Raw genomic sequence first — 21,851 nt, 5'->3', positions numbered from 1 at the left:
TTCACTTTTTTGTTGCACTTCATCACAAAAAATAACATTAATCAGAAAGTTATTTTTTACTATGAAATTACTTTCTCACTCCAACAATATGGTTGCTCAACACAGCAACACTGGCCGCTGATAGATGTGTATGACTATTAATGCGCCTGATCCCAGTTATCACCCACACCAACATCCACCACCAGCGGCACACTCAGCGCGGCACACTGCTCCATAATCTGCTTAATTTGTGCAGTACAGTGCTCAACATGCTGCTGTGGAATTTCAAACACCAGTTCATCGTGTACCTGCATCAGCAAGCGAACACCTAGCTCAGGGGTTTCACGCAACCACTGATCAACGGCCAGCATCGCTTTTTTGATGATATCGGCCGCCGTACCCTGCATAGGGGCGTTGATTGCAGCTCGCTCAGCGGCCTTGCGGCGGATACCATTGCGCGCATTAATATCCGGCAACTGTAAGCGGCGGCCAAATAGGGTTTCAACATACCCCTGTGCCGTAGCCTGCGTGCGCGTACTCTCCATATAATCAAGTACGCCGGGATAACGTTCGAAATAGAGATCCATATAGCGCTGGGCTTCATTACGGCCAATGCCAAGCTGACGCGCCAGACCAAAGGCACTCATGCCATAGATTAGGCCAAAGTTAATTGCTTTGGCGCTGCGACGCTGATCGGCGCTGACTTGATCGCGATCTAACCCAAACACCTCGGCAGCAGTGGCTCGGTGAATATCTACCCCTTCACTGAACGCCTTCAGCAGCCCCTGATCGCCAGAGAGATGCGCCATGATCCGCAACTCAATTTGCGAATAGTCAGCTGCCACAATTTTACAGCCGGTATCGGCGATAAACGCCTGCCGGATACGGCGGCCCTCTTCATTACGTACCGGAATATTTTGCAAGTTCGGGTCGGTTGAGGATAAACGGCCGGTCGCGGTTACCGCCTGATGATACGAGGTATGCAAACGGCCAGTCTGCGGATTAATCATCTGCGGCAGTTTATCGGTATAGGTTGATTTGAGTTTTGCCAGACCACGGTACTCAAGCAAAATAGCCGGTAACGGGTAATCGAGTGCCAATTCCGCCAACACCTCTTCATTGGTAGATGGTGCGCCACCGGGTGTTTTTTTCAACACCGGTAAACCGAGTTTATCGAACAAAATCGCCTGCAATTGCTTAGGTGAAGCCAGATTAAACGGCTCACCCGCTAAGGTGTGCGCTTCCGTTTCCAGTTCGGCCAAACGCTGTGCCAACTCAGATGATTGCTGATTGAGCAGCATCGGCTCAATTAATACGCCAGTGCGCTCAATGCGTGACAATACCGGCACGAGCGGGATCTCTATCTCACGAAAAACCTTTTCCAGACTCGGCTGGGCCTGTAGCTGTGGCCACAGTGCCTGATGCAAACGCAGGGTGATATCAGCATCTTCCGCGGCATACGGCGCGGCCTGCTCAAGGGCAATTTGGTTAAAGGTTAGCTGATTCTTTCCCTTACCGGCCACCTCTTCAAAGCTGATGGTCTGGTGCGCCAGATGGCGTTCGGCAAGGCTATCCATATCATGACGACCGGCTACGCTGTTGAGCACATAAGATTCAAGCATAGTGTCATAGGCGATACCGCGCAGTTCAATGCCGTAACGCGCCAGAATACTCTGATCAAACTTCAGGTTTTGCCCAACTTTCTGCCGCTGCGCATCTTCCAGTAGCGGCTTGAGCTGTGCCAGCACAGCGGTTAGATCAAGCTGATCTGGCGCATCCAAGTAGTCATGGGCCAGTGGCAGATAGGCCGCTTCACCTGCTGCGCAGGCAAAAGAGACACCGACCAGATTGGCTGTCATATAGTCCAGCCCGTCGGTTTCGGTATCAAAGGCAAACAGATCGGCTGCTTGCAGTTTTTGCAACCACAGATCAAGCTGCGCCTGTGTCAGAATGGTGTCATACGCACTGCGATCAACGGTAATCGCCGTTACCCCTGCTACCGCCGCTTGTGCCGCTGCTGATGAGCTAACACTGTTTTCACTGCCTGAGCCGGTTCCGGTACGGCGAGAAGCCGCCAGCGGTACGGGCGCGCTGATGTCTTTACCGTCGAGCAAATCAGCCAGCCAACGCTTGAACTCAAAGCGACCAAACAGGCGGATCAGGCTGTCTGTATCGGCAGGCTGAATATCGAGCGACAGATGATCTTGCTCTAACGGCACATCGGTTTTGATTGTTGCCAGTGCGTACGAAAGGTCGGCATTGGCTTTGTGCAACTCTAGTTTTGCCGGCAGCGTTTTTGCCCCACGAAAACCGAGCGCTGGGATCGCATCCAGCTGCGTGTAAATCTGCTTGATACTGCCGATTCCGTTCAGCAGGGCCAGCGCGGTCTTTTCGCCTACACCCGGAACGCCTGGAATATTATCGGAGGAATCCCCCATCAGTGCCAGAAAATCGATAATCAGCTCGGGGCCAACACCGTACTTCTCTTGTACTTCCTGCGGGCCTAACACGGTATTGTTCATGGTGTTAATCAGGGTGATCCGCGGGTTCACCAGCTGCGCCATGTCTTTATCACCGGTGCTGATCAGCACATCACGCCCGTCGGCAGCTGCCTGAGTAGCCAGCGTACCAATGACATCATCCGCTTCCACTCCGCTGACGACCAGCAACGGCAACCCCATCGCCTGCACCATTTCGTGCAGCGGCGCTATCTGGCTGCGCAGATCATCGGGCATCGGTGGGCGGTGAGCCTTATATTCGGCGAACATCTCGTCACGGAAGGTTTTGCCCTTGGCATCGAATACCACCGCCATCTGGCTGGGTGCATACTGATTTAACAGGCTTTTCAGCATGTTCAGCACACCGTACATTGCACCGGTCGGCTCTCCATGTGCATTGGTCAGCGGTGGAAAAGCATGGTAGGCACGGTAGAGGTAAGATGATCCATCCACGAGGATCAACGGATTGGGCGCAATCTCAGCCATAATAAAGGTATCCGGTCAGTCATCAATGCCCTAAAGGATGCCACACCTGCGCACAGAAGCGAATCACAGCACAGCATGTTGCTCATCTTTCCCAACAGAAAACCGGTTATCACCCGCCAGATCAGCAGCAGAGCGCAATATGCTGAATAAAGCGGCTTTCTGTACAAAATTCCCGCACACCCCATGATCACCAGCAAGGGCTAGAGGCGGTTTTTTGATGATTGCTGATCTGTGGATAAGTTTGTGAACAATAAAACGCGATTTTGTGATCATCATTGTGATCTAGAGGAAAAACCTGATAAACATCTTTATTAATCATGCAGTTAATAAAATTAATGCTGATCAATACTTGATCTTAATATGATCATCTGCTGTGGATACTGTTTTTGTCCTTGACTTTTATCAAGCCCAGAGCAGATAAGTGATGGCGCGCAGAACACAAAATCAGGGCATGCTGATTTTATCACCCATTTTTGTCATTAAGGGGCTACCCAGACAAAATTTGTATGGAAATTGCGCAAGAGATTAGCCGTGTTGGGATAAAGAAAAAGACACAGATAAAAAAATGGCCAGCTTATGGGATTTAAGCTGGCCGAAGTGCATTTTGGAAGCAATATGTGAGCAATGTCGTGCGTTAATGCAGCTGTCGTGTCACAACCTCATCAACACAACTTAATGATAACGATTATCATTAGCATTGTAAACGGTAGCAGCGGTAAATCTGCTGCAATTGTGACAAACAAGGTATTTACCTGAGCAAACCTGCTGTGGGTACAACGAGGCTGCGATCTGCTTCCTGCATTTACTTGTCTATCATCTACTTTCCTATCATCGTGTGATCAACTGTCATCGTCCAGTATCGAGTGCTTTTGTGCTTATCAATACCTCATTTATAACGCCTGAGCACAAGCGTAGGCAGAACTCCATGCCCATTGGAAGTTGTATCCTCCCAGCCAACCGGTCACATCCACCACTTCGCCAATAAAATAGAGACCGGGAATATCGTTCGCCTGCATAGTTTTCGATGACAACACCCGTGTATCAACACCGCCGAGCGTGACCTCAGCAGTACGGTAACCTTCGGTGCTGTTTGGCTGCACAGCCCACTGCTGCAACGCACTGACCAGCGCCGCTTTTTGCGCATTACTTAGCTGTGACAACACCGGATTTGGCAACCGCTGCTGCTCAATCCAGCACTCGACAAAACGTTTTGGTAACCAGCGCGACAGTGCATTTTTTAGGCTAAGATTTGGCTGTGCCTGCCGCAACTGTTCTAGCTCTGCCAGCAAATCAAGATCAGGCAGCAGATTCACACTGACCGTTTCCCCGGCTTTCCAGTAACTGGAGATCTGCAAAATCGCCGGACCCGATAACCCGCGGTGAGTAAATAGCAGGTTTTCACGGAACACCACCCCCTGCTGTGACTCTACGCTGACCGGAATAGCAATCCCCGCCAGTGATTGCTGAGCATCTAGCTCGGCTTTGTGCAGCGTAAACGGCACTAATCCGGCACGGGTGGGGATCACCGGCAGCGCGAACTGCTCGGCAATCCGGTAACCGAGCGGGGTTGCACCCAGCCCCGGCATCGATAACCCGCCACAGGCCACCACCACCGACTGGCAACAAATTGCCCCGCTGCTGGTCTGCACCAGATACGGTGCATCGGCGCTGTCAGCAACCCGCTCAACCGCACTGACATCACACCGCAGGCGAATTTGTGCGCCGTGCTCGGCACATTCGGCTAACAACATAGCCACGATCTGCTCGGCAGAATCATCGCAAAACAGCTGACCGAGGGTTTTCTCGTGATAGGCAATATTGTGTTTAGCCACCAGCGCAATGAAATCCCACTGGGTATAGCGTGAGAGTGCTGACTTACAAAAATGCGGATTTTCAGACAGATAGGCAGCCGGTTCAATATACAAATTGGTGAAATTACAACGGCCACCGCCCGACATCAGAATTTTACGTCCAGCTTTTTTACCGTTATCCACCACCAGCACGCGCCGCCCGCGCTCGGCAGCCATCGCCGCACACAGTAACCCTGCCGCCCCTGCACCGATAATCACTACATCAAATTCAGTCTTCACACTCGCCTCTAGTTCACCTTGTTGTCGCAGCCCTACGTTCACCGGCTGCCACCAAATCATCGGCGGATTGTAATGGGCTTTCCGGCTAACCACCAGATATCGTCAGCGCCTTAAGAACAATAAAGAAGCAATAGCTCGGGGAAACAGAATAAAAAGAGGGTCTTAAATCTATTCTAAACAGAAAAGATAAAATAAAGCGAAAAACACGACATAACGTAAAACAGGATAAGAGAAAATAAAAAATCATGAAGGACAAATATCAACATAACAGCGAAAGGCCGCATTGAAATAATCTTCAAGATATGAATTAGGTAGGAGAAAGCATAAAAACGCTAAATTGTGTCATAAAGCGGCACAATCATCGCAAAATGCAATCTTAACCACGGATTTATATGCAGGGTTCATTGAAAAAGCAGATATAAATGTAATTAAGTATTAATTTACTTATAAATCAATTTGTTAATTACAACAATCACTTAAGGTTACGCGTAACAGCGTGCAATTATTTCTGCCTTTTTTGCGGCGCTTTTAAAAATAACTCGAATTTTCGCTTTGTAGCGACGCTATTTATATTGATAATGCGCCAGTCTGATGACGGTTTTATGGCTTATTTTATGTTTGATATATTTACCGGTCTTGATACTCATATCGCCATTCTTCTTGGGCTGGCGCTGTTATTTGTTTTGGCTTACGAGTTTATTAACGGATTTCACGACACTGCCAATGCGGTAGCAACGGTTATCTACACCAAAGCAATGCCGGCACAACTTGCAGTTGTACTGTCGGGATTTTTTAATTTCTTCGGGGTGTTGTTAGGAGGACTGAGTGTCGCCTATGCCATTGTGCACCTGCTGCCGATTGATCTGTTGGTCAATATCAGCTCGACACATGGCTTGATCATGGTCTTCTCAATGCTATTGACCGCCATTGTGTGGAATTTTGGCACATGGTATCTGGGGCTACCGGCCTCAAGTTCGCACACCTTAATCGGTTCGATTTTGGGTGTCGGCGTGGCCAATGCATTGATGACACACACCTCGATCAGTGATGGAGTGAACCTCAAAAAAGCGCTGGATGTGATGCTTTCGCTGATCGTCTCGCCACTGGTTGGCCTTGCGGTTGCCGGTGTGGTGCTGCTAACGCTAAAACGGCTCTACCCAACATCGCACATGCATCTTAATCCAGAAGAGCGTCAACTGCTTGATGGAAAGAAGCATCCGCCATTTTGGCCGCGTACTATGCTGATCCTCTCCTCATTTGGTGTCAGCTTTGCACACGGTTCGAATGATGGCCAGAAAGGGATTGGTTTGCTGATGCTGGTTTTGATCGGTATCGCACCGTCGCAGTTCGTGGTCAACATGGATGCCAGCAAGTACGAAATCGCCAAAACTGCCGATGCGGCAGAACACATTGCCAGCATTTATGCCAGCAACACGGGGGTATTAGACGCCTTTATTGCCAGCCATCCGGTTAGCACTGAAGATAATGCCATTCCACAGGGCAAATTCCACTGCAATCCAGCGCAGACGCGTGAGTCTTTGGATAAGCTAGGGGATCTGCTGCAGGGCGTAAACAGTTACAGCGATCTGGATACCGAGCAACGCCGGATGACGCGCCGTTTGATCCTGTGTATTGATGATACCGCGAAGAAAGTGGCATCACAGCCGGGGTTATCGAAGTCTGACTCCAGCAACCTCAATACCTTACGTGGCGATCTGAATCAGACCACCGAATATGCACCAACGTGGGTGATTGTAGCTGTCGCACTGGCACTGGGTCTGGGTACACTGGTCGGCTGGCGTCGTATTGTGGTCACTGTGGGTGAAAAAATTGGCGAGCGCGGAATGGGCTATTCTCAGGGCATGGCAGCGCAGATCACTGCGGCCTCTGCTATCGGGATCGCCAGTATTACCGGCATGCCGGTATCGACTACGCACGTACTCTCTTCCGCTGTTGCGGGATCGATGTTAGCCAACAAAAACCGCCTGCAATCAGGCACAGTGAAAAGCATTCTCATGGCGTGGGTTTTCACCTTACCGGCCACGATGCTGCTCTCTTGTGCACTCTTTTGGATCGCAAGCTACATTATCCTCTGACCGTACACTTTTTCCGTCATCAGATAATCAGAACGATTACAACATCGGCAGCCCTCGGGTTGCCGATGTTGTTTTAGCACTACTCAGCCAATACCGCCGCTTCCGGCAAGAAAATACTCAGCAATAGTGTGGCCAGCATCAGCAACAATAAGCTGCTGGTAAAGACAAACAACTGCCTGACTTTGGCGCATTTTTCGATAAATAGCGGATCATGGTGGGATACATAACGCTGTTCACGCAGATAGTGAAACAACCGGATCTGCTTTGACAGCACCCCTGTTGCACGAAAAAAACCTCGCCCATCAACCTGTAAATACAGGTATGGGTCACTTTCCCGCATAATAAGCAGCAGCACTTTTAGGCTGGAAATATAGCGCGCAATATTCACGACGCTGATCAGCAGTAAAACCCAAACAATCAGGTGTAAATCCATCTACCTACTCTCTTCCGTATTCCGTTTACGGTGTGCTGTGTTAATTTTGGTGGTGCCATATTCAGTGCAAACACATTTAGTGCAAAATAGATATCGTGCCACGAAATAGATATAGCGCAGTTCAGGTCAGGGATCTATCCTGCACGGCGCTATTTCTTACTTCGGTTTCGCTCAAGCTGTCACGCAGATTATTCCGCGCTGCTGGCTACCGCATTGGCATTACCGGTTTGCGCTAAAGCTTTTAGGTCTTTATCGATAAAGAACAATGCTTTGCCATCTTCACCCACCAGCTCAATCTTATCCAGAATGCTTTTAAACAGCTTCTCTTCTTCGTGCTGCTCGGCCACATACCATTGTAGGAAGCTGAACGTAGAGTAATCTTGTGTACTGAACGCTACATGCACCAGCTCATTGATTTGGCGGGTGATCAGCTGCTCATGCTCATAGGTTTTATCAAACACGTCAGACAGCGAGCGGTACTCGGTATCTGGCGCTGCAATAGCACCAATCAGCGGCAATGCGCCGGTTTCGCTGACATAGTTGAACAAACGCTGCATATGCTGCATCTCTTCCGTTGCGTGCTGACGTAAAAACAGCGCCGCACCGTCAAACCCGTGGTGATCACACCATGCGCTCATTTGCAGATACAAGTTGGATGAGAAGAATTCCAGATTCAACTGCTCATTTAATTTATCAATCATGGCTTGTGCCAGCATAAAAACTCCTTGATATTGAGAATAGAAATTCTGCTTACGCTGACATTGTCATCGTCAGCGCTAAAATACAGCAACCCAAACAGGTTACTGCTGAACATATCCGCTTATTTCCCCGAGCGTAACTGATTCCAGTAGGTTTCGTACAGTGTAATGGCATCCCCCACATCACGCTGAAACTGGCCTTTTTGCATCGCCGCTGCTGGCGGGAACAAGGTCGTATTCTCGGCCATCGCTTTATCTAGTAACGGAATAGCCGCACGGTTTGGCACTGAATAACCTAACTCTTTTATAATCGCCACCGCACTCTCTGGGCGCAACAAAAAATCGATAAACTGGTAAGCGGCCTGCGGATTTTTAGCTTGTGCAGGAATCGCCATGCTGTCCATCCAGAAAATCGCCCCCTCTTTGGGGTAGATAAACTGAATATCGTGGTTCTCTTGCGCAGCACGCCATGCTGGGCCATTCCAGATCATTCCGACCGACACCTCATCTTGCAGATAGGGTACATCTGGCGCATCAGAGTTAAATACCCGAACATTTGGCATCAGCTGGCGCAAAAATTCATATGCTTGGCGGATCTCATCTGGATTGGTGGTATTGGGGGAAAACCCCTTCACCAGCAGCGCCATGTGGAAAACTTCACGTGAATCATTCGTCAGCAGCAGATGATCTTTAAATGCCGGCTTCCACAAATCCTGCCAACTGTTCACTGTAGTCGGGTCAATTTCCGCGCGATTAACCGCAATGCCGGTCGCACCCCAGACATAGGGTACTGAAAACTGATTTTTAGGATCGAACTCTTGGGATAATAAACTCGGGTCGAGGTTAGCAAAATTTTTCAGCTGGCGGTGATCCAGCGTTTGCAGCATACCCTCGCGGGCCATTTTGCTGATGTAGTACGTTGAGGGAACAACCAAATCATACCCGGCCCCTTGCGTTAGTTTCAGTTTCGAGTACATCTCTTCGTTACTCTCAAAGGTTGAGTAAATAACATCGATACCCGTCTCTTTAGTGAACTGCTCTAACAGCGCGGCTGGAATATAATCTGTCCAGTTATAGACGTACAATTTCTCTTTCGCAACAGCCTGTGTGCTGAAGCCAACTGATGCGCCGATAATCAGGCCGAAAACCCACCCTTTGTTTATCATTATGGTTCAATCCTCCAAGGATACCCTCTGGGTATCAATTTCCATTCACAAATTCACACGCATGCACGGGCAAAAAAAAGCCCCGCAATGCGGGGCAATCATACACGGATTGTTATTATTATGTTTACTCAAGCCACTGCATTGTGGTCTGGCCCTGATATTGGGGCAGGGTCTTCGTACCCAATATCGGGTTAAATTCCCGTTAAACCAACGGTTAAACCGTCAGCCCGCCGTCAACGCGCAATACCTGTCCGGTGATAAAGGCCGACTGATCGCTAACTAGAAACAGCACCGCCTGCGCAATATCATCCGCTTCACCCATTCGCCCGAGCGGCGTTTTACTGACCATATAATCAATCACCTTATCTGGCACAACCGCCGTCATTGGCGTGCGGATAAAGCCCGGTGCGACTGCATTGACCCTGATCTTCGCCCCCTTGCGGGTAAACTCTTTAGCCCAGGTTTTAGTCATCGCAATCACCCCACCTTTACTGGCCGCATAGTTACTCTGACCAATATTACCGTCGATTCCTACCACCGAAGAGAGGCTGACCACCGCACCACTGCCCTGCTCCATCATCACCGGAGCAACCGCTTGTGTCAGGTTAAAGACCCCTTTGAGGTTGATATCCAGCACCAGATCCCACTCTTGCTCGGTCATCTTCTGGATCAGGTTATCACGCGTGACACCAGCATTATTGACCAGCACATCAATCTGGCCGAACTCTTTGACCACCGATTCAATAAATGCCGGAATCGCACTGCGGTCGGTCACATTTAGCACATAACCGCGCACATTGGCCCGCCCGCTGGCAGTCTCTTCCAATGCTGCCGGATCAAGGTCGCAGGCAATTACCATTGCTGCACCTGCATCGGCCAAGGTATTCACAATTTGCCGGCCAATGCCACGACCACCACCGGTTACTACACAGATTTTATTTTTCATTGCATCACTCCTGCACCTGTTCTGCGTTGATCGTAATAAATAAGTTTGTAAGCCTGATCACGTTCTGTCGTGTATCACTTGATACCGTTATCAATGACACCGGAAATCCATCGCGGCAAATTTCACCCAAATTAGAAAAACAAAAGATCTGTTTATTTCTGGGATAGAAACCAGACCGACAGGCTACACTTTAACCAATATGCCGATTAAATAACCACATAACAAGATAAAACATAGTGTTTAATTTTTTTTATTTATCGTGTTTTCAGCGTTTCATTCGGTAAAAGAGTCTGTCACAAGGGTTATAACGCGCCGCACTTAATCACACCATTCACTGCCAGAATGGTTATACCCTCCAAGCAGCAAACCGGTTTTGTTAGCGAACTCGGTACCGAACTCGATAGCAGCCTGTGATCGGTAAGGCATTTTGCACCGCAAGCCGGTGCTACCATCAGAGTCATCAAATACATGAATGAAAAAGGAGCATCATCATGGCCTATCAACACATTTTAGTGGCCGTTGACCTGTCACCGGAAAGCCACTACTTGGTGAAAAAAGCGATCGGTATTGCCAAACGTAACGCAGCCAAAGTTTCGTTGATCCATGTCGATGTCAACTATTCGGATCTGTATACCGGGCTGATTGATGTCAACTTGGGGGATATGAAGCAGAAGATCACGGAAGAGACACATGCGGCACTGCGTGAACTGGCACTGAGCGGCGGTTATCCTATCCGCGAAACCCTGAGCGGCACCGGTGATTTAGGGCAGGTACTGATTGATGCTATCAAGCAGTATGATGTGGATCTGCTGGTCTGCGGCCATCATCAGGATTTCTGGAGTAAGCTGATGTCATCGGCACGCCAGCTGATGAACAATATCCCGATTGATATGCTGATTGTCCCGCTGCGCGATGATGAGTAACTATACACTCGGATTCGACGATCGGCGGTGATTCGATAATCATGCGTTTACATATTGCGCCGCGCAATGACGGCGCAATATTGGGTTTGATTTAGTTAATCTGTATTCAGTTAAATTGAGTTAAACCACCTCAACAACAGATTACTCACGCTTTTGTGGCTTACATAAATAACGTTTTTTACGCGCACTACGCCCGCAGCGAATACAGCTAAATTTTGGTTTACGGGTAATTTCACACAGCAAACTAAAATGCTCACTGTACTCATCTCTTCCCCACTTACAGAGCCGACGAATCTCCATAACACCCTCTGATTTCATTATTATTTATCGTGCAAACGGGTTGCTTCTTGTACGAGTAATACCCGTAATTGAGAAAATCAGCAAGTGCTTATCGGGTGTGTGGGCAGATTGACTGCTGTGGTACAGGTGCGATCACGACAAACAGTATGCACAAGCTACAAACATCAGAATCTATTATAAAATAATTTCATACATTTTTAGCTTAGAGACAAATCTTGGTAATTTTTGCTTTTGCAAACAGGCTAAAAATTCATTCACTGCCATAGGCGGCTTTTTTAAACTATTACGCTGCTGTTGTGCTGCTTTAACACAGGCACTAGCATTTAACTCAAACATGTCACATAGAAACTCATCAGGGTGTATTGCTGATAGACCTAAAGCCTCTAATCTATCGGCAGGGAAATCCTTCATATTAAACGTAATAATAGACTCCGCTTGCCCTTTGATTGCAGCAGCAACAACATGTCGGTCATCATCATCAGGCAACAATATGCCAGGAATCAGTGGTTCATACCCTTCAACTAAACAATCTGGCACATGGCTATTCATGAGTGCTTTGGTACGTTCTATTTTTTCGATATCAAGATTAGGATTGTTTTTTAACAGGTTACGTATCCACTCTTCATGGATTTGTTCGGTCCATCTGGCCCTAAATAACCCGGTATTTGCCAGATACATTAAATAACTACGAAGCGGTGCGGGATACATAACACATGCATCAAGAATTACCGTATATGTTGCCATTAATACCCCATACCCATTTCTTGATCCAATTCAGACAGGGTAGAAAGCGCTTCTAGTCTCTGGCTTTCAAGTTTATTTTTGTACTCAATAACAGCAGAAAACGGAACTTTACGGCGATTTCCTGTTCTGCTAAATGATATTTCCCCAGCATCGAGTAACTTAATAAATGTTGGACGTGACATATTTAACATATCAGCCCCCTCTTGAGTTGTTAACTCTGCATGAATGGGCGTAATACTCACTGAGTTACCTTCACCTAACTGAGTCAGCACTTCTATCATCAATTTAAGTGCACTAGCTGGTACAGTCACCGCATGAAATTTACCTAATTTATCAACAATATTGATTAATTGGGCTTCTCCGTTAGTTTCGATAACAGCAGATAGCTCTTGGCTACCTAATTTTGCTAATGCAATCTCTTCTGCACTTGGTAACACCGTAGTGATATTCATCTCATTCCCTCTTTAAATCCTCAGTATATCGGCTAAATTATACGAAATATTCGAAATTTAGTCAACTTTCGAAATATTCGAAAAGATGAGAGGTGAAGGCCTAATACCCACGGCTACATCGCACTTTTTACATACAGATCAAAACGGTGGCTTTTGGTCGGCACGGCGGCACTGGCTTTTTGCCCAGCGAGCGGTGGGGCGTAATCAGGGCGTTTTACCACCACTCGGCGGGTGGCCAGTTGCAATGCCGGTGCTAGCAGGGAGTCGGCATCCAAATCAGCCCCCACTAATGACTGAAACACCCGCATCTCTTTTTTCACTAGCGCCGATTTGGTTTTGTGCGGATACATAGGGTCGAGATATACCACATCGGGCGGTGGCGTGAGGTTATGCAGCGCATCAATGCTTGAGGCGTGCAGCAGTGTCATCCGCTGCTGCATCCAGCCACCGATCTCCGAATCGGCATATGCGCGCTGCAGGCCATCATCGAGCAAGGCGGCCACCACCGGATGGCGCTCAAGCAGCCGGACTTTGCAGCCAAGGCTGGCGAGCACAAAACCATCGCGCCCCAAGCCTGCGGTGGCATCGACCACGTCGGGCAGGTAGCCTTTTTTGATGCCGATAGCTTTAGCCACCGCCTCACCGCGCCCGCCGCCAAACTTGCGCCGGTGTGCCTGAGTACCGGCCACAAAATCGACGTAAATTGCGCCAAGTTTGGGTTCGTCACACTTTTGTAGCTCAAGGCGGTTTTCCGTTAGCACCAGAGCGAACGGGGCATCCGGGGTGTTGACGAGCTGCCAGCGGGCAGCGAGTTCGGCCAGCCGCGCGGTATCAGTGGGGGATTGGCAAATAAGCTGGATTGGGTACAAAGCAGACTCCTGAACATCGGCGCGGCGCGCCTGCGGGAGGCTGCATCAGCGATAAATAGGCGGGCAGAGCATCACCGAATTCGGCAGCCACTGACAACGCCACAACAAAACCAAAAGACCAAAAACTAAAAGGCCAAAAAAAAGCACGCTATTATAGCGTGCCTGTGATCAAAACCTAGTCTGTGGCGGTATACGGTATCGGCTTATATCCCGCCAAAACGTGTTGTTGCTTTAGATTTAACCTGCGGTTATTGAGCCAAGCAACATTTAACCGGCAATACCTTTGTGGCGTAGCAGGGCATCAAGCTGTGGTTCACGACCACGAAAACGCTTAAACAGTGCCATTGGCGCTTCCGAGCCGCCACGCTCAAGAATGCTGTGCAAGAAATCTTGCCCGATTTGTGGGTTAAAAATGCCCTCTTCCTCAAAACGAGCAAAAGCATCAGCCGACAGCACTTCGGCCCACAGGTAGCTGTAGTAACCGGCTGCATAGCCACCGGCAAAGATATGGCTAAAGCTGTGCGGGAAACGCTGCCAGCGCGGGGCTTCAATAACTGCAACTTTATCTTTCACATCAAACAGCATCTCGAGTACGCGTGCGCCCTGTTCGGGCTGGTATTCGTGGTGCAGGCGGAAATCAAACAGAGCAAATTCAAGCTGACGCAGCACAAACATAGCAGCCTGATAGTTTTTTGCATCGAGCAGTTTTTGCAGTTTATCGGCCGGTAACGGTTCACCGCTCTCGTAATGGCCCGAGATAAAGGCCAGTGCTTCGGCTTCCCAACACCAGTTTTCCATAAACTGGCTCGGCAACTCAACGGCATCCCACGGTACACCGTTAATGCCGGAGACTGCGCCGGTATCCACTTCGGTCAGCATATGGTGAATGCCGTGGCCAAATTCGTGGAACAGGGTGGTCACTTCATCATGGGTAAACAGTGCCGGTTTGCCGCCGACCGGTTTGTTGAAGTTACAGGTGAGATAGGCGACCGGTTTTTGCAGTGTGCCATCTAAACGGCGGTTGCGGCCGATACAGTCATCCATCCATGCGCCGCCACGTTTATGCTCGCGGGCATACAGGTCAAGGTAGAAGCTGCCGCGCAACTGGCCTTGTGCATCAACCAGTTCAAAGAAGCGGACGCTGTTATCCCACACATCAATGCTGTTTTCTGCAGCGTTAGCGGCGGTATCGCGGGTGTGTGTGGCACGTTCACGGGCCTGAATACCGAACACGCGCTGCAAGACTTCAAACAGCCCGCTGATCACGCGGTTTTCTGGAAAATAGGGGCGCAGCTCTTCATCACTGATCGAGAACAGGTGCTGTTTTTGTTTTTCGCTGTAATAGGCCACATCCCACACATCAAGCTGTTCGGCCTGACAGTGCTGGCGGGCAAAATCTTGCAACTCGGCTAGCTCTTTTTGCCCCTGTGTGCGGGCGCGGGTGGCCAGATTATTTAAAAAGTCGAGCACCTGCTGCGGGTTTTCGGCCATTTTGGTGGCCAGTGATTTATCGGCATAGGTCGGGAAGCCAAGCAGTTGTGCCAGCTCGTGGCGCAGGGCGAGGATCTCTTCAATCAGCGGCGTGTTATCCCACTGACCGGCATGCGGGCCCTGATCTGAGGCGCGGGTATTGAAAGCCTGATACAGCTCTTGGCGCAGGGCACGATTGTCGCAATAGGTCATCACCGGCAGGTAGCTTGGAATATCGAGCGTGAGCAGATAGCCCTGCTGCTGTTTGGCCTCGGCTGCAGCCTGTGCCGCCAGCAGAGCACTTTCTGGCATGCCGCTGAGATCAGCAACATCAGTGACTAGCTTGCTCCAGCCCATGGTGGCATCGAGCACATGGTTGCTAAACTGATTCGACAGCGCGGATAATCGCGCCATAATTTCCCCGTAACGCTGTTGCTGTTCAGGGTTTAAGGCGATACCCGAGAGCTCAAAATCACGCAGGCTATTTTCCACCGCTTTGCGCTGCGCGCCGGTCAGCTGGCTGAACGCTGCGCTATCGTGTAGGTTTTTATAAGCTTGGTATAAGCCGGCATGTTGCCCCATCCACGTGCCATATTCTGACAGTAACGGCAGGCACTGCTGGTAGGCATCGCGCAGTTCGGGGCTGTTTTTAACCGAGTTCAAATGGCCGACCGGTGACCACAAGCGGCTGAGACGATCATTGACCTCGGCGAGCGGCTCGCACAAGTTTTCCCACGTAAAAGGCGCGCCGTGCGCCAGTACGCGGTCAACTTCAGCGCGGCATTCGGTAATGGCCTGCTCGACCGCCGGAACAACCTGCTCCGGTTTGATCTGGGAAAACGGCGGTAATCCGTTGAAGCTCAGCAGCGGGTTGCTCATGGTCAGTTATCCTTAAAATAAATTATCTCTCTATAAGATGGCGACACAACAGGCGAAATTCAATGGTGACTCAGGCATAATGTGCGATCAAAGAGAGAGGTTATCATGCTCAGCTATCGACACAGTTTTCACGCCGGCAATTATGCCGATGTTCTCAAGCACAGCGTTCAATCGCTGATTATTGAAGCGCTCAAGCAGAAAGATAAGCCATTTTTGTATCTTGATACCCACTCGGGTGCGGGCCGTTACTACCTGAAAAGTGACCATGCCACCAAAACCGGTGAGTACCTTGAGGGCATTGCGCGTATCTGGCAGCGTGATGATATTCCTGAGCTGCTGGCCCCGTATATTTCGGCGGTAAAAGCGGTCAACCGCGGCCCGCAACTGTTCCACTACCCGGGTTCGCCGCTGATTGCCCAGCACTTGCTGCGGGCGCAAGATCGTATGCTGCTGACCGAGCTACACCCGAGCGATTTTCCGCTGCTGCGCAATGAGTTTTCGCGTGATGAGCGTGCTACTACCAAACGCACCGACGGTTATCCACAGCTAAAATCACAACTGCCGCCGAAAGAGCGCCGCGCACTGGTGCTGATTGACCCACCTTACGAGCTGAAAGAGGATTATCAGCGCGTAGTTGAGGCAATTGTTGAAGGGCATAAGCGTTTTGCCACCGGTGTGTATGCCATCTGGTATCCGGTGGTGTTGCGCCAGAGCATCAAGCGTATGCTGCGCCAGCTAGAAGAGACCGGTATCCGCCGAATTATGCAAATTGAGTTAGGCATCAAGCCCGATTCCGATCATCGCGGCATGACAGCTTCCGGCATGATAGTGATCAACCCGCCGTGGCAGCTCGAAAGCCAGATGCAAACCCTGCTGCCGTGGATAACCGAAGCCATGACACCAGAAGGCACCGGCCATTTCAGCGTAAACTGGGTTGTCCCTGAGTAAGAAGACCGAATAACGAACCGGAATCATTACGCTGAAAACGGCAAACGGCTGGTGTGTATCCCCCATCAGCCGTTGATCTTTATCTTGTACAACAATATTATCTTGTTCAACAATACTGTACCGCTCACCACTTCGCACAATCTCACTACCCGCTTCCGGTAAAAAAACACTACTCTGTTTCAGCTCACCTTGATGCATATCAACCGCTATTGGCTTGCAACCGTTGCATACTCGGTACTGCTGCGGGTATCTATTGCGGCAAAACCGGCGCTGCCTCGACAGAATATAACCTGCGGTTCAGGTTATCGGGCCGATTTGTTAGACTCATAAACAGCCGTTTACCGGCAAGCTGCACAGCAAAAGCAGTTAATTATTAAGGATACTGACTCAGTTTCATGGCTTATTACTCAGCACTGCATAAACGCTATACCCTGCGCCGCCTGAGCATTGCACTGTTGGCCGGTTTGCTGTGCGTGCTGTTATCCCTACTGAGTAGTTTTTTGCAATTGCAGGAACAAGCCCGTCAGCAGCAGCAACTGACCTTAAGCCAAATCAGTGATGATATTCTCAGCCAGCGGCTGTTTAACAAACGCTGGCATCAATCTTTGCGTGCGCAGATTGGCCAGCCGTGTGACAACATTCGCACTGATTTACAGCAAGCCGCCACGCGCGATCGCGAGGTGCGCAGTTATCTGCTGATCCGCGCGGGGAAAATCTACTGCGCCTCTGCCAGCCTTGAGGATGAGAGTCAGGTGGTTGCCCCTATCTTGCCCCAGTTACTGCAACACTCACACGGCCTGATGTTCAGCTATGATCTGCTGGGGGGCTACCCGCTGATTGTGCACTGGCAACTTTCGCCCGGCAAAACCGATCAGGGCGTGCTCTCTATCCACGATATTTATGCGCTGACCCATCAGCTGCTGCAACCGCGCCCGCCGTTTGTTGATTACCTTTCACTGCAGATTGGCTCTATGGCTGCCGTAGGTGAGAGCGGCCGGTTAATGGAGATAGGCAAGCTACCGCCGCCACGTTTTAGCTGGCAGGATCAGAACCATGAGTTTCGCCTGCACCTGTATGGCCCAAGCGGTATACAACTGCTGCCGTTACTGCTTGGTATACCGCTACAGATAGCCCTGCTGCTTGGCCTGTGCGGTGCGATGCTGGCGTTCCGGCTCTACAGCCTACGCCAGCATGTTAGCTTTGATCTCAGTGCGGCAATTCGCCAGCAACGGCTACAGATGTACTATCAACCGCTGATCGATAGCCACACTGGCGGTTGTGTCGGGGTGGAAGCGCTGCTGCGCTGGCACTACAGCGCCACAGAACTGCTTTCGCCTGAGATTTTTATTCCGCTGATAGAGCAGCACCGGCTGATGCCGCGCCTAACTCATCATCTGATGAAACTTATCGCAGAAGATGCCCAGCAACTGCCGATTGAGCGGTTAGCAGACAGCTTTCGGATGTCGGTCAATATCTCGGCTGATCACTTTAATAACCGAGCCCTGCTGGCGCATACCCGTAAACTGCGCAAGCATTTACCGGAAAGAATACAGCTGGTGCTTGAGATCACTGAAAGCTCACCGCTTTCCTTCGGCCAGCCACAACAAAAGCTGTTCAGTGCACTGCTCGATATTGGTGGCGTTACGCTGGCGCTGGATGATTTTGGTACTGGCCACTGCTCTTTGAGCTACCTGCACCGCCTCAAACCGCAATATCTGAAAATCGACAAGCGCTTTACCCGCAGCATTGATGACCCTGACATTGAGACCGCGGTACTCGACAGCATTATCAGCCTGGCGCACCGCCTGCAAATCTCTATTGTTGCCGAAGGGGTTGAAAGCGAGCACCAAGCCGCTTATCTGCAAGCGAAAGGTGTACAGACTCTGCAAGGTTTTCTGTTTGCTAAACCGATGCAGATTGAGGAGTTGGGGGAGTGGTTGGAAAGCACGCCTTCCCTCTAAAATGAGAGCAGATCAACGCTGTATTTTAGGTGCTTAACATTTTAGGTGCTTAACGATCAGCTAGCCGCTAACACGGGTTTATCTTTTGTTGTTTTACTCGCGCTTATAATCTAATTGTGCGCTTTTACTGCAGGCTTATACGCAGTTTATCGACCTGAATACGGTTTTCTTTTAAAATTGCCGCCCCATTTTTAATCGGTTATTTACACGTGAAAACACAATTTATGCTCAAAAGCCTCGGCGTACTGTTAATTGCGACTACATTGAGTGGTTGTATGGGGCAGATGGGCGCATCTAAAATGCTGACCCAAGCCAACTTATCCGCCATTGATAACCGCTATGGTCGTGCGGGGTTGTATGTACTGTTAAGCCCGGTGTACGGCATCACCGCTACAGCTGATCTGTTTATTTTCAACAGTATTGAGTTCTGGACGGGTAAAAACCCAATCACCCAACGCGCACCTGCATTGGTTGATGAGAAAATGGGCGCAGTGATCAAGGTTAACCCAAAACTTGACCGTTCACTAACCCGCGCACCTCTGGCCAATAACCAGATTAAGCACGCAAACATTATGCCGGTAGATGACAACACGCTTGATATGCATGTCACCTATACGAATGGCGCACAACATACACTGCGCGGTAAAAAAGTAGACGAAAACGTGGATTTTTATTTAAACGATGAGTTTATTTCTCGCGTTAGCGTGGCAGAGCTGCAGCAGTATCACCAGCAACAGATGCAGAGTTAAGCGCCGCCACCACCTGCGCTAAACGCTGTGGCCACGGTGAGGGAACACCACCATAGCGTTTAATTTTATCGCAATTAAGCACTGAACATGCCGGCCGTGGGGCGATAACGCGATCGGTGTGTTGCTGTAAATTACAAATGCACCACGTTACTCAATGCACCAGACTCTTGTTTTGCCTGCCACACCAAATCACAAATACCATCTGTTGGCTGGAAAGCCGCGGGAGCTTTTAACAGCAATTGCCGAATTCGCTCGTGATCAAAATCATGGCAAGCCTCATCTAATTGCTTAAGCAGTACTGAAAGCTCAGCCCAATTCAGCATAACTTCATTGGCTGTCATGATACGTGGGTGCGTTGTACCCTTTACTGAATCACCAATTAGCAGCTCTTCATACAATTTTTCACCTGGGCGTAAACCCGTCACCTCAATGGCAATATCGCCCTCTGGGTTATTTTCATTACGGACGGTTAAGCCACTTAAACGGATCATCCGTTTTGCCAGATCGTAAATTTTTACCGGATCGCCCATATCCAATACAAAAACATCGCCTCCTTTACCCATTGCCCCAGCTTGGATAACCAGCTGAGAAGCTTCTGGAATCGTCATAAAGTAACGGATAATATCGCGGTGGGTGAGCGTAACTGGCCCACCTTGGCTAATTTGCCGCTCAAACAGAGGTACAACTGAACCTGATGAACCCAGCACATTACCAAAACGTACCATACAAAAGCGGGTTTTAGGCTGCTCAGCAGATAAGGCCTGCAACACTAACTCGGCTAAACGCTTTGTTGTACCCATAGTATTAGTTGGGCGAACTGCTTTATCTGTTGAAATAAGAACAAAGGTTTCTACACCGGAAGCAATGGCTGATTGCGCGCAATATAGTGTACCAAACACATTATTGCGTACACCTTCTACCACATTGTGCTCAACTAATGGCACATGCTTATATGCCGCAGCATGGTAGACTGTTTGCACGCCAAAAGATTTCATTACTGCTTGTAAACGGTTTTGCCGCTGTACAGAGCCTAATAGCGGGGCTATTTTAATATCAAGCCTTTCTTTATTGCATAGTTCTGATAGCTCTTTTTCAATAGCATATAAAGCATATTCAGATAACTCAAATAGTACTAACTTAGCAGGTTTTTGCCGTATAATTTGTCGGCATAGTTCAGAGCCAATTGACCCCCCTGCTCCGGTAACCATAACCGCTTTACCTGCTATATTCTCTGCTAAAAGTTTTGCATTGGGTGCTACAGAGTCTCGACCTAATAAATCATCAATAGATACTTTTTTTAGATTACTGATTTTTGCATGGCCTTCAACTAAATCTACCATTCCCGGAATAGAAAGTACTTCACAAGGGAATGCCTCTAGACTATTAATCACCTCTAAGCGGCGTTGTTTAGAACTACTCGGCATTGCCAATAGAATTTTACTGACACCATGATGATTAATTAATATTGGCAGTTGAGTGCTTGGGAATACTGAACAGTTTTGGATGGTGCAACCTTGCTTAACCGGATCATCATCTACAAACGCAACAGGATAAAAATCACTCCCCTGCAATAACGCAACTTGTAACTGACGACCAGATGACCCTGCACCATAAATAATAACCTGCGCTCGTGCTAGTTTTGTAGTATTCAATAACGCACGGAAAAATAAACGAACACCACCAATAGAAAGTACTAAAAAGGTTAAAAAAATTACGGATACTGTTCGAGGTAAAAAAACATTAAAGTAAAATGCGGTAACAACAAAAAAACTGGTAGAAAGCGAGGCCCCAAGTAAAATAGTCCATAACACGCGAAAGCTTACATAACGCAGCACTGCACGATATAAACCTAAACGAGCAAAAATAGTAATACTAAAAAACACCAATGCAGCTAATAATAACCAGTGGTGCAGGCTATCTATTGGCCACTCATCTTCTAACCGAATCCAATATGCCCCCCAAAAGGTTAATGTAATCAGAATACTATCAGTGCATACAGAGATAAGTCTTTTACTTGTACGAGAAAGGGTACCTAAAAAACCAAGTAAATAATTACCACTCGAGAGACTCATGATCTTTCTCATCATTCAATAGATATTTAGTATAAAAAACACACTTTTAATCACTAGCTATTACCTACCTATACATTAAAGTATCCTTTGCG

General features: G+C 48.9%; 17 protein-coding genes. 5 read left to right on the top strand and 12 right to left on the bottom strand.

What is annotated here, in order from left to right:
- Nucleotides 1–137 precede the first annotated feature (137 nt).
- Nucleotides 138–2,963, bottom strand: a complete 2,826-nt coding sequence (gene polA / locus AC1HDJ_RS03070; protein ID WP_479533274.1) for a DNA polymerase I — start codon at nucleotides 2,961–2,963, stop codon at nucleotides 138–140.
- 890 nt (nucleotides 2,964–3,853) lie between these two features.
- Complete coding sequence (locus tag AC1HDJ_RS03065; protein ID WP_479536976.1) at nucleotides 3,854–4,990, bottom strand: BaiN/RdsA family NAD(P)/FAD-dependent oxidoreductase; 1,137 nt, start codon at nucleotides 4,988–4,990, stop codon at nucleotides 3,854–3,856.
- A 677-nt stretch (nucleotides 4,991–5,667) separates the two neighbouring features.
- Here AC1HDJ_RS03065 and AC1HDJ_RS03060 point away from each other — a divergent pair.
- Nucleotides 5,668–7,149: an inorganic phosphate transporter gene (locus AC1HDJ_RS03060; protein WP_479533272.1), complete on the top strand. Its 1,482-nt coding sequence runs from the start codon at nucleotides 5,668–5,670 to the stop codon at nucleotides 7,147–7,149.
- A gap of 79 nt (nucleotides 7,150–7,228) precedes the next feature.
- On the opposite strand, the gene uspB is transcribed toward AC1HDJ_RS03060, so the two are convergent.
- The 4 genes from uspB to fabG all read right to left on the bottom strand — a co-directional run bounded on the left by uspB (nucleotide 7,229) and on the right by fabG (nucleotide 10,392).
- Entirely contained in the window at nucleotides 7,229–7,582 is a 354-nt protein-coding gene (gene uspB / locus AC1HDJ_RS03055) for a universal stress protein UspB (protein WP_479533270.1), read from the bottom strand.
- A gap of 188 nt (nucleotides 7,583–7,770) precedes the next feature.
- On the bottom strand, nucleotides 7,771–8,298 hold the full coding sequence (gene ftnA, locus AC1HDJ_RS03050) for a non-heme ferritin (RefSeq protein ID WP_438622636.1): 528 nt from the start codon (nucleotides 8,296–8,298) through the stop codon (nucleotides 7,771–7,773).
- A 104-nt stretch (nucleotides 8,299–8,402) separates the two neighbouring features.
- Nucleotides 8,403–9,446, bottom strand: a complete 1,044-nt coding sequence (locus AC1HDJ_RS03045; RefSeq protein WP_479533268.1) for an extracellular solute-binding protein — start codon at nucleotides 9,444–9,446, stop codon at nucleotides 8,403–8,405.
- 214 nt (nucleotides 9,447–9,660) lie between these two features.
- Nucleotides 9,661–10,392 carry a 3-oxoacyl-ACP reductase FabG gene (gene fabG / locus AC1HDJ_RS03040; RefSeq protein ID WP_479533265.1) on the bottom strand — a complete coding sequence of 244 codons (732 nt, stop codon included), beginning with the start codon at nucleotides 10,390–10,392 and terminating at the stop codon, nucleotides 9,661–9,663.
- A 491-nt stretch (nucleotides 10,393–10,883) separates the two neighbouring features.
- Here fabG and uspA point away from each other — a divergent pair, with 491 nt between their 5' ends.
- Nucleotides 10,884–11,315: a universal stress protein UspA gene (gene uspA / locus AC1HDJ_RS03035; protein ID WP_479533263.1), complete on the top strand. Its 432-nt coding sequence runs from the start codon at nucleotides 10,884–10,886 to the stop codon at nucleotides 11,313–11,315.
- 141 nt (nucleotides 11,316–11,456) lie between these two features.
- On the opposite strand, the gene AC1HDJ_RS03030 is transcribed toward uspA, so the two are convergent.
- From AC1HDJ_RS03030 to prlC, 5 genes are all read right to left on the bottom strand, one after another.
- Nucleotides 11,457–11,633 (bottom strand): hypothetical protein, encoded by a 177-nt coding sequence (locus AC1HDJ_RS03030; protein WP_438622631.1) that lies wholly within the window; start codon nucleotides 11,631–11,633, stop codon nucleotides 11,457–11,459.
- A 156-nt stretch (nucleotides 11,634–11,789) separates the two neighbouring features.
- Nucleotides 11,790–12,359, bottom strand: coding sequence for a PIN domain-containing protein (locus tag AC1HDJ_RS03025; RefSeq protein WP_479533261.1), 570 nt, complete (start codon nucleotides 12,357–12,359; stop codon nucleotides 11,790–11,792).
- Nucleotides 12,359–12,811, bottom strand: a complete 453-nt coding sequence (locus AC1HDJ_RS03020) for an excisionase family DNA-binding protein (RefSeq protein WP_479533259.1) — start codon at nucleotides 12,809–12,811, stop codon at nucleotides 12,359–12,361. The genes AC1HDJ_RS03025 and AC1HDJ_RS03020 overlap by 1 nt, the downstream gene beginning before the upstream one ends.
- Before the next feature lie 113 nt (nucleotides 12,812–12,924).
- Entirely contained in the window at nucleotides 12,925–13,680 is a 756-nt protein-coding gene (gene rsmJ / locus AC1HDJ_RS03015) for a 16S rRNA (guanine(1516)-N(2))-methyltransferase RsmJ (protein ID WP_479533257.1), read from the bottom strand.
- Nucleotides 13,681–13,947: 267 nt separating this feature from the next.
- A complete protein-coding gene (prlC, locus tag AC1HDJ_RS03010; protein ID WP_479533255.1) occupies nucleotides 13,948–16,029 on the bottom strand; it encodes an oligopeptidase A in 2,082 nt (693 codons plus the stop codon).
- A gap of 105 nt (nucleotides 16,030–16,134) precedes the next feature.
- Between prlC and AC1HDJ_RS03005 the strand changes: the two genes are divergently transcribed.
- The 3 genes from AC1HDJ_RS03005 (at nucleotide 16,135) to AC1HDJ_RS02995 (ending at nucleotide 19,687) form a co-directional block, all read left to right on the top strand.
- Nucleotides 16,135–16,977 (top strand): 23S rRNA (adenine(2030)-N(6))-methyltransferase RlmJ, encoded by an 843-nt coding sequence (locus AC1HDJ_RS03005; RefSeq protein ID WP_479533253.1) that lies wholly within the window; start codon nucleotides 16,135–16,137, stop codon nucleotides 16,975–16,977.
- 395 nt (nucleotides 16,978–17,372) lie between these two features.
- A complete protein-coding gene (locus tag AC1HDJ_RS03000) occupies nucleotides 17,373–18,938 on the top strand; it encodes an EAL domain-containing protein (RefSeq protein WP_479533251.1) in 1,566 nt (521 codons plus the stop codon).
- A gap of 209 nt (nucleotides 18,939–19,147) precedes the next feature.
- Entirely contained in the window at nucleotides 19,148–19,687 is a 540-nt protein-coding gene (locus AC1HDJ_RS02995; RefSeq protein ID WP_479533249.1) for a DUF3332 domain-containing protein, read from the top strand.
- Between the two features lie 131 nt (nucleotides 19,688–19,818).
- Here the strand turns inward: AC1HDJ_RS02995 and AC1HDJ_RS02990 are convergent, their stop codons facing one another.
- Nucleotides 19,819–21,759, bottom strand: a complete 1,941-nt coding sequence (locus AC1HDJ_RS02990; protein WP_479533247.1) for a polysaccharide biosynthesis protein — start codon at nucleotides 21,757–21,759, stop codon at nucleotides 19,819–19,821.
- Nucleotides 21,760–21,851 lie beyond the last annotated feature (92 nt).

Source organism: Plesiomonas sp. ISS29 (assembly GCF_056522795.1).
This window is presented reverse-complemented; position numbering and strand designations above follow the sequence as displayed.

Coding starts and splice junctions, on each gene's coding strand:
- polA (WP_479533274.1), bottom strand. CDS start 2,963: ATGGCTGAGATTGCGCCCAATCCGTTGATCCTCGTGGATGGATCATCT.
- AC1HDJ_RS03065 (WP_479536976.1), bottom strand. CDS start 4,990: ATGGCTGCCGAGCGCGGGCGGCGCGTGCTGGTGGTGGATAACGGTAAA.
- AC1HDJ_RS03060 (WP_479533272.1), top strand. CDS start 5,668: ATGTTTGATATATTTACCGGTCTTGATACTCATATCGCCATTCTTCTT.
- uspB (WP_479533270.1), bottom strand. CDS start 7,582: ATGGATTTACACCTGATTGTTTGGGTTTTACTGCTGATCAGCGTCGTG.
- ftnA (WP_438622636.1), bottom strand. CDS start 8,298: ATGCTGGCACAAGCCATGATTGATAAATTAAATGAGCAGTTGAATCTG.
- AC1HDJ_RS03045 (WP_479533268.1), bottom strand. CDS start 9,446: ATGATAAACAAAGGGTGGGTTTTCGGCCTGATTATCGGCGCATCAGTT.
- fabG (WP_479533265.1), bottom strand. CDS start 10,392: ATGAAAAATAAAATCTGTGTAGTAACCGGTGGTGGTCGTGGCATTGGC.
- uspA (WP_479533263.1), top strand. CDS start 10,884: ATGGCCTATCAACACATTTTAGTGGCCGTTGACCTGTCACCGGAAAGC.
- AC1HDJ_RS03030 (WP_438622631.1), bottom strand. CDS start 11,633: ATGAAATCAGAGGGTGTTATGGAGATTCGTCGGCTCTGTAAGTGGGGA.
- AC1HDJ_RS03025 (WP_479533261.1), bottom strand. CDS start 12,359: ATGGCAACATATACGGTAATTCTTGATGCATGTGTTATGTATCCCGCA.
- AC1HDJ_RS03020 (WP_479533259.1), bottom strand. CDS start 12,811: ATGAATATCACTACGGTGTTACCAAGTGCAGAAGAGATTGCATTAGCA.
- prlC (WP_479533255.1), bottom strand. CDS start 16,029: ATGAGCAACCCGCTGCTGAGCTTCAACGGATTACCGCCGTTTTCCCAG.
- AC1HDJ_RS03005 (WP_479533253.1), top strand. CDS start 16,135: ATGCTCAGCTATCGACACAGTTTTCACGCCGGCAATTATGCCGATGTT.
- AC1HDJ_RS03000 (WP_479533251.1), top strand. CDS start 17,373: ATGGCTTATTACTCAGCACTGCATAAACGCTATACCCTGCGCCGCCTG.
- AC1HDJ_RS02990 (WP_479533247.1), bottom strand. CDS start 21,759: ATGAGTCTCTCGAGTGGTAATTATTTACTTGGTTTTTTAGGTACCCTT.